The organism is Paenibacillus sp. YAE3 (genome assembly GCF_057546105.1).
Genome location: NZ_BAAIYF010000013.1, coordinates 205,098 through 212,869, shown reverse-complemented (window position 1 = coordinate 212,869; position 7,772 = coordinate 205,098). Strand labels below are relative to the sequence as shown.

The 7,772-nt window shown below is 48.7% G+C and carries 6 protein-coding genes; 3 read left to right on the top strand and 3 right to left on the bottom strand.

Annotation, left to right across the window (positions count from 1 at the left end; all coding sequences use genetic code 11):
* Positions 1 to 2,558 (top strand): S-layer homology domain-containing protein (locus AC27KL_RS23050; RefSeq protein ID WP_487171202.1); only part of this gene is annotated, 2,558 nt, incomplete at its 5' end.
* Between the two features lie 145 nt (positions 2,559 to 2,703).
* On the top strand, positions 2,704 to 3,327 hold the full coding sequence (locus AC27KL_RS23045; RefSeq protein ID WP_487171201.1) for an aspartate/glutamate racemase family protein: 624 nt from the start codon (positions 2,704 to 2,706) through the stop codon (positions 3,325 to 3,327).
* A 210-nt stretch (positions 3,328 to 3,537) separates the two neighbouring features.
* Here the strand turns inward: AC27KL_RS23045 and AC27KL_RS23040 are convergent, their stop codons facing one another.
* Complete coding sequence (locus AC27KL_RS23040) at positions 3,538 to 3,891, bottom strand: DoxX family protein (protein ID WP_487171200.1); 354 nt, start codon at positions 3,889 to 3,891, stop codon at positions 3,538 to 3,540.
* Positions 3,892 to 4,039: 148 nt separating this feature from the next.
* On the opposite strand from AC27KL_RS23040, the gene AC27KL_RS23035 reads away from it, so the two are divergent.
* The gene (locus AC27KL_RS23035; protein ID WP_310858913.1) at positions 4,040 to 4,393 is read left to right on the top strand and encodes a winged helix-turn-helix transcriptional regulator; all 354 of its coding nucleotides are present in this window, start codon (positions 4,040 to 4,042) and stop codon (positions 4,391 to 4,393) included.
* A 72-nt stretch (positions 4,394 to 4,465) separates the two neighbouring features.
* On the opposite strand, the gene nspC is transcribed toward AC27KL_RS23035, so the two are convergent.
* A complete protein-coding gene (gene nspC, locus AC27KL_RS23030) occupies positions 4,466 to 5,593 on the bottom strand; it encodes a carboxynorspermidine decarboxylase (protein WP_339322751.1) in 1,128 nt (375 codons plus the stop codon).
* 1 nt (position 5,594) lies between these two features.
* Positions 5,595 to 6,833, bottom strand: a complete 1,239-nt coding sequence (locus AC27KL_RS23025) for a saccharopine dehydrogenase family protein (protein WP_339322750.1) — start codon at positions 6,831 to 6,833, stop codon at positions 5,595 to 5,597.
* Positions 6,834 to 7,772 lie beyond the last annotated feature (939 nt).

The window sequence follows — 7,772 nt, the reverse complement described above, 5'->3', positions numbered from 1 at the left end:
CACCCGGTGAGTACACTTTAACGGTTACCGCGAAGTCGAATAACCCAGCATATACAGATTCGCAAGAATCGGGGGCGGTGACGTATACCGTACCAACAACACCAGCTACTCCGTTAGCTGTACCAAGCAATGTGAAAGTGACTGGAGATCAGTTAACTTGGGATGCAGTCGAAAATGCAGGAAGCTACGAAGTGAGCATAACGGATAGTAAAGGCAATGTAACACCAGTTTCTGTACCAAGCGGAACGGAACTTGACTTGTCGACTCTAGAACCACCGTTAGCACCCGGTGAGTACACTTTAACGGTTACCGCGAAGTCGAATAACCCAGCATATACAGATTCGCAAGAATCGGGGGCGGTGACGTATACCGTACCAACAACACCAGCTACTCCGTTAGCTGTACCAAGCAATGTGAAAGTGACTGGAGATCAGTTAACTTGGGATGCAGTCGAAAATGCAGGAAGCTACGAAGTGAACATAACGGATAGTGAAGGCAAGATCAGACCAGTTACTGTACCAAGCGGAACGGAACTTGACTTGTCAACTCTAGAACCACCGTTAGGACCTGGTGAGTACACTTTAACGGTTACCGCGAAGTCGAATGACCCAGCGTATACAGATTCGCAAGCATCGGAGTCGGTGCCGTACACCGTACAAAACGGATCTGGGGAAGTGAACAAAACCAAGCTGCAAGCAGAAGTGGATCGGTCGAAGGGATTGACCGAGACAGACTACACCCAAGAAAGCTGGGCTAACCTGGAACTCGCGCTTGCCAAAGCAGACAGTGTGCTGAAAAACCCGAACGCAACGCAAGCCGATGTAGACCAGGCGCTTGCCGAGTTACAAAAGGCGCTGAAAGATCTCGTTGTATTGAACGGAGAACTAGAGAAATTAAACCTTGTTGGACTAACTAATAACGGCAACCCGGATATTAAGTTAACCCCAGCATTCGATCCAAACCAATACAAAAACTATAGCGGGACCGTAACAAATGACGTATACGGCATCACCCTGAATACAGTGGCGAAATATCCAGACGATACTCAGGTGAAAGTTATCGTGAACGGTACAGAGTATCCTGCTGACAAGTGGAACAACCTTCCGCTTATCGAAGGTAAGAACGTGATCACGGTGGGCGTCTACGACAAAGGCGGTAACCTGATTAACGAATACACCATTACCATCGTTCGCGAGAAAGCATCCGGTAACGACAACTCCGGCGGTGGCAACACTGGCGGCGGCAGCTCCGATGGCGGGAACTCGGGCACAGGCAATACAACTCCGCCACCAACGACAGACCCTGTGAAACCGGGCAACATCATCACAACCGATAACGGTTCGAATGTATCGTTCGCTTCGGGTACGGTAAACGGCGACCAAGCGACGGTTACGATCGATAAGGACAAGCTGTCCAGCATTCTGGCGGACGGTAAAGGACATAAACTCGGCATCAGCGTACCGGGTAAGGGCGATGTTGAAGTTCGAGGATTGACGCTTGAGGGCTTGAAAAAGATCGCCGATACCGGCTCCAGCCTGGAAATTGAAGATGTGCTGGCGATCTATCCGGTTCCTGCGGGACAGCTTGATGTGGATGCCATTAGCAAGCAATTCGGCAACGCGCCGCTCAGCGATATTGCCGCTAACATCAAAATCAAACGTTCTGCGGACGATCTGGCCAAGCTTGCCCGTGAGAAGGCAGCTCAAGGCGGTTATGAACTGCTTGTGCATCCGGTAGATCTCGACTTGAGCTTTATGCACGGCGGGAAAACGGATAGAGCGGGGTTGTTGAACGGCTATGCGCCGAAATACATCGCGCTTCCGGAAGGCATCGACCCGAACCGCATCACGACAGGCGTTATTGTGAACCCGGACGGCAGCGTGTTCCATGTGCCGACGGTCGTCACGAAGGTCAATAACCGGTATTTCGCACTTATCAATGATCTGCGCAGCAGCGGTACCTACTCGGTAATTTGGAATCCGCAGGATTTCGAGGATGTCCAGTATCATTGGGGTAGAGCGGACGTAAACAACATTGCAGCAAGACTCGACCTGAAAGGCAACGGCGACAATACGTTCTCGCCAAACCGATATGTGACACGCTCCGAATTCGCTGAAATCGTCGTATTGGGTCTGGGTCTGATGCGTCAGGACGCGCCTCAAAACATCTACCCGGATGTGCCGGCTTCGGCATGGTACCGGAATGCTGTAGCGCTCGCGGATGAATTTGATATTGTTCGCGGATATGAGGACGGCAACTTCAAAGGCGGACAGCAAATCACGAGAGAGCAAGGTTTTGCCATGATTGCCCGCGCATACCGCTTGATTCAATCCGTAAACGTGCCGAATCAGGAGCAAATCGCTTCCACGCTGGCACCATATGCGGATGGGGATAAAGTAGCTTCTTGGGCTAAAGCAGATGTTGCCCAGCTGATCGCAGCGGGAATTATCCAAGGCAATGGACCTGAGCATCTGAGCCCGAAAGCAGGAATGACGCGTGCGGAAGTCACCGCACTGATGGCAAGAATGCTGAAAGTGACCAATCTGATCGACAAGTAAGGAAATATTCAAAAAACCATTGACGGCCCAATACCGTCAATGGTTTTTTTCTTTTAGCAAGCTATAACGCATCTCAAACATTCCATAATGCAAACCCGAAATACTTATGCCAAAATAAGATAAAAAGGATGGGTGTGAGTAGGCAGTGAAAACAATAGGACTTCTAGGCGGCATGAGCTGGGAATCGTCCATGCTCTATTACCAAATCATCAATGAGAGGGTACATCAAGGGAAATGGGCAGAGGCTGCGAAGGTTATGATTGAATCGGCACAAAAACTTGAAGCAGGCGGAGCCGATGTCGTCGTCATTTGCACGAATACGATGCACAAGATGGCGCCCGAAGTGATGAACTCGGTATCGATTCCCTTACTGCATATTGCGGATGCAACGGCAAATCAAATCGTGAAGGATAATATAAAAAAGGTAGGATTGATAGGAACCGCCTTCACGATGGAGCAGGAATTTTACAAGGGCAGACTTGTCGATCCGTTTGGACTGGAGGTAGTTGTTCCAGATGAAGCAGATCGAGCGGTCGTTCATGATATCATTTATCACGAGCTTTGTCTGGGGATCATAAATGAACATTCGAAGAAAAAATACCTGGACATCATTGACCGTCTTGTCCGTAAGGGGGCGGAAGCCGTTATTCTCGGATGCACGGAAATCACGCTGCTCATCTCCCAGGAAGACTGCAATATCCCGGTTTATGATACGACACGGCTTCATGCCGAGGCCGCCGTGGATTTTGCGTTAAGTGACGAGGAGTGAAAAAGTGACAGTCATCTCTGGGGATAACGAGCTTCTCGTCTCCGTGTCGAAGCCTTAATGATCTCGAGGCTGTTCCAATTGTAAAGTGACCCTGAACAGCCAGAGATCATATGGTTGAGCAGTTTATATGAAATGAGCCCGGTAACTATACCGGACTCTTTTCATTTACAGGGACCTCCGTAGCTCCCTAACATCAGATATAATGCCGGCTTAAAAACGACTGACCGCAACAAATACAGCTAATGCGAGAAAGACAATGTTCATGCCGATATCCCGGTATTCCTTGCGTTTAACATGGAATAAAGCGCCTAAAAAAACGACTACGGCAAGCCCGGTTGCGGCAATTGGCGTCAATACAGGCGCAATATTTAACGCTTGGGGCAGAATAACGCCCAGTGCCCCAACCAATTCGGCTAGCCCGATAAAAACGACGAATCCTTTGGAAACGTCCTTTACCCAACCCCATGACTCTTTGGCTTTTTCATATTGAAATGCCTTCAGCCACCCCGAGTAGACAAAACCTAAGGCTACAAGCCCTTGAATGATCCATATTACAAAATTCATGAATGGTGCCAACCTCCTGATTGCTTTTTCGACATCCTCTGAGGGTATAATAGACCATGGTATTCGACTTCGGAAGTAGGCACTTTATCTAAACATAGTAAACAAAAAGTTACCTTGCAAAAGCAAAGGAAAGTGAGGTGGGGATCCAATGAAAGAGTATTGTAAATTCGAATCGGCACTGGATATTTTAGTGGGAAAATGGAAGCCCGTCATTCTGCTTCAATTGATTTCAAACGGTACAATGAGGTTCAGCGAGCTTCAAAAAGCGATACCGAATATAAACAAAAAGATGCTCACCCAACAATTAAGGGAACTTGAGTACAACGATATTGTACATCGCGAGGTTTATAACCAAATCCCTCCGAAAGTAGAATATTCGATTTCGGATTACGGTAAAGGTTTAAGTGTGGTATTACAGGCATTAAACGATTGGGGAGCGGCTCATATCGAGCACATGAATATGCTCTACGGAGCAGATCGTCCAGGGGATACATCTAAGTGAACTGCGTCATAATGAATGGCGAAAATGCAAAAAGCCTTAACCCTGATGACAGGGCTAAGGCTTTGTTATTCTTTAAGCGAGTCTCATCTTAAAATCCTGATAGCCGAACTCGCGCACGATGCGGCAGTTGCCGTCTTTGTCCTGCACGGCGATGGCCGGCAGCGGCATGCCGTTGAAGGTGTTGGTTTTGACCATGGAGTAGATCGCCATGTCTTCGAACACCAATCTGTCGCCGCTCTTCAGGGGCTGATCGAAAGAATAGTCTCCGATGACGTCGCCCGTAAGGCAGGTCGGCCCGCCAAGGCGATAGGTGTATGCCTTTTCCCCGGCTTCGCCCGAACCGATCAGCGGCGGACGATAAGGCATTTCCAGAACGTCCGGCATATGGCATGTAGCCGAAGTGTCCACGATCGCAATCTCGATGCCGTTGCGATGGATATCCAGGACGGAGGTGACCATATAACCGGCATTCAGTGCGATGGCCTCCCCCGGTTCGAGATAGACCTCCAAACCGTATTTCTCCTGCATTCTCTTAATGCAGGCTTCCAGCCTCGGAATATCGTAATCTTCCCGCGTGATATGGTGACCCCCGCCGAAGTTGATCCATTCCATTTGCGGCAGCCATGGCCCGAACTTGTCTTCGACCGCGTTCAGCGTGGTCTCCAAATCGTCCGAATTCTGTTGGCAAAGGGTATGGAAGTGCAGTCCCGTCACGCCATCCAGGAGTTCCGGCTGGAAATCCTCGCGCTTCACGCCAAATCGGGATCCCGGCGAACAAGGATCATAAATTTCATGCCCCACTTGCGTCGAACATTCCGGATTGATGCGGAGGCCTACCTTTTTGCCGGCGGCAAGAGCTTTCCCCTTAAACTTTTCCAGCTGGGAGAACGAGTTGAAGATGATATGGTCGCAAATGGAAACAATTTCGTCCATTTCATCTTCGCGGTAAGCGGGGGCAAAGACGTGGTTTTCCTTGCCCATTTCCTCGTGCCCTAACCGCGCTTCGAATAAGCCGCTCGCGGTCGTGCCGCTTAAATATTTTCCGATGAGCGGATACATCTCCGTCATGGAAAAAGCTTTTTGCGCCAGCACGATTTTGGCTCCGGTACGCTGCATGACGCCGTTCAAAATTTTCAGGTTTTTTTCGATGAGCGCTTCATCGACGACGAAACAAGGTGTCGGCAATTCCTCGAACCGCATATTAACGCACGAGCTCCGGTTCTTTCGTTTCTTCAGGCAAGGCGTCGACCAGCACCGGATTGAAGTCTTCTACCCAAGGAAGTCCCCATTTGTTCAGCTCTTCCATGAATGGATCCGGATCGAACTCTTCGACGTTGTATACGCCCGGTTTATTCCATTTGCCGGTGAGCACCATGGCTGCGCCGATCATGGCAGGAACGCCGGTCGTGTAGGAGATGGCTTGGGAGCCCACTTCTTTATAGCACGCTTGATGGTCGCAAACGTTGTAAACATAGTACGTCTTGTCTTGACCGTCTTTTTTCCCTTTGAAGATGCAGCCGATGTTTGTTTTGCCCACCGTGCGAGGTCCAAGGGAGGCTGGGTCCGGAAGGACAGCCTTCAGGAATTGAAGCGGAATGATCTGTTTTCCTTCGAATTCGATCGGTTCGATGGAAGTCATTCCAACGTTTTCAAGCGCTTTTAAGTGCATGAGATAGCTTTGTCCGAACGTCATGAAGAAACGGATGCGTTTCAGTCCAGGGATGTTTTTCGCAAGGGACTCGAGCTCCTCATGGTACAGCAAGTACATGTCCTTTTTGCCGACTTCGGCGAAGTTATACTCGCGTTTGATTTCCATCGGCTTCGTTTCGATCCATTCGCCGTTTTCCCAGTAACGTCCGTTGGCGGACACTTCGCGAATGTTGATTTCCGGGTTGAAGTTGGTTGCGAAAGGATAACCGTGATCCCCGCCGTTGCAATCCAGAATATCGATATATTCGATTTCGTCGAAATAGTGTTTCAGCGCATAAGCGGAAAATACGCCGGTTACGCCGGGGTCGAATCCGCTGCCGAGCAGTGCCGTGATGCCTGCTTTTTCAAAGCGCTCTTTGTATTCCCATTGCCATTTGTATTCGAATTTCGCCGTATCTTCCGGCTCGTAGTTGGCGGTATCCATGTAGTGCGTTTTGGTAGCCAGGCAAGCATCCATGATCGTCAAGTCTTGGTAAGGCAGGGCCAGGTTCATGACGATATCCGGTTTAACTTCGTTGATCAGGGCGATCAGCTCGTCTACGTTGTTGGCATCGACCTGAGCAGTCGTAATTTTCGTTTTGCCGCCGTCCAATTTGGCTTTCAGCTCGTCGCATTTGGACTTGGTGCGGCTGGCGATGCAGATTTCTTCGAAGACCTCGCTGTTTTGAACGCATTTATGAACTGCTACAGATGCTACGCCGCCGGCGCCGATGATTAGTGCTTTTCCCATTTCTCAATCTCCTCACCAAAATAAAATTTTCTGTAAAACGGCAACAAAAAAGCAAGCGAAACACGCACCATGCGCATCACACTTGCTTGATATAGTCGAATAATAAGATAGTTCCATTAAGCATGACAGGACAAAGCTCTAGCGCGCTCGCCAGTCAGCCATAAAACGCATCGTTTTCATGGAAGGCTCTTAATATTCAAATATATTACCTAGGATCAGAGTCTATATAGCAAATAATTACTTTTACCACTCTTATTGACCGTTTCACAAGTTGTGTGCGTATGCACTGGTTATAAAGTTACCAACTTATAAAATTTGAGCTTTTAACTCAATCAATAAGGCAACGAAAGTTGCCAATCGGCATTTGACCCGGCTGTCCGTATGGCCTTAACTACCCGAAGGAAGTGGTCAAAGATTATCTGCTTGGAAAGATCCTACATATATCGAATATTCGCTTTCCAAAAATTATGCTTCTCCATAATAGCAGGATAGGAGGTATTGAGCAAGAGGAAATTTGAAACAAGCATTTTTGGCGGTGTCGAGAACCAATAAGCTACCCAATTTATGGGTATTTAGCATGCCGTAGCGGTCTTTTGTCGGTATTTCCGTTAAGCTGGACCGTACCGCAAGTGACGGTGAAAGATTCTCTTGAGAAAGTGACCTTACACCTAATGATGCTATCAACTGGAATGGTCCAAGGAAACGGAGAAGACGACACGTAGCATGGTATGCACTTGGGTTGCTCTCTGTGCGTTAATACCCCAAACTTCTATCCAGCACGACGAACGGGTTCTGCCGCTGTGTGATCCTGTTTTTTACTTGGAGAACGGTTGTCTGATTGAAAAATAATAAACCCTAAATATCAAGAAAGGGCCATCCCGCAGGATGGCCCTATACTTGCCGTTGCTATTAGCCGGCGCATCTTCGGTTTGTACGTCC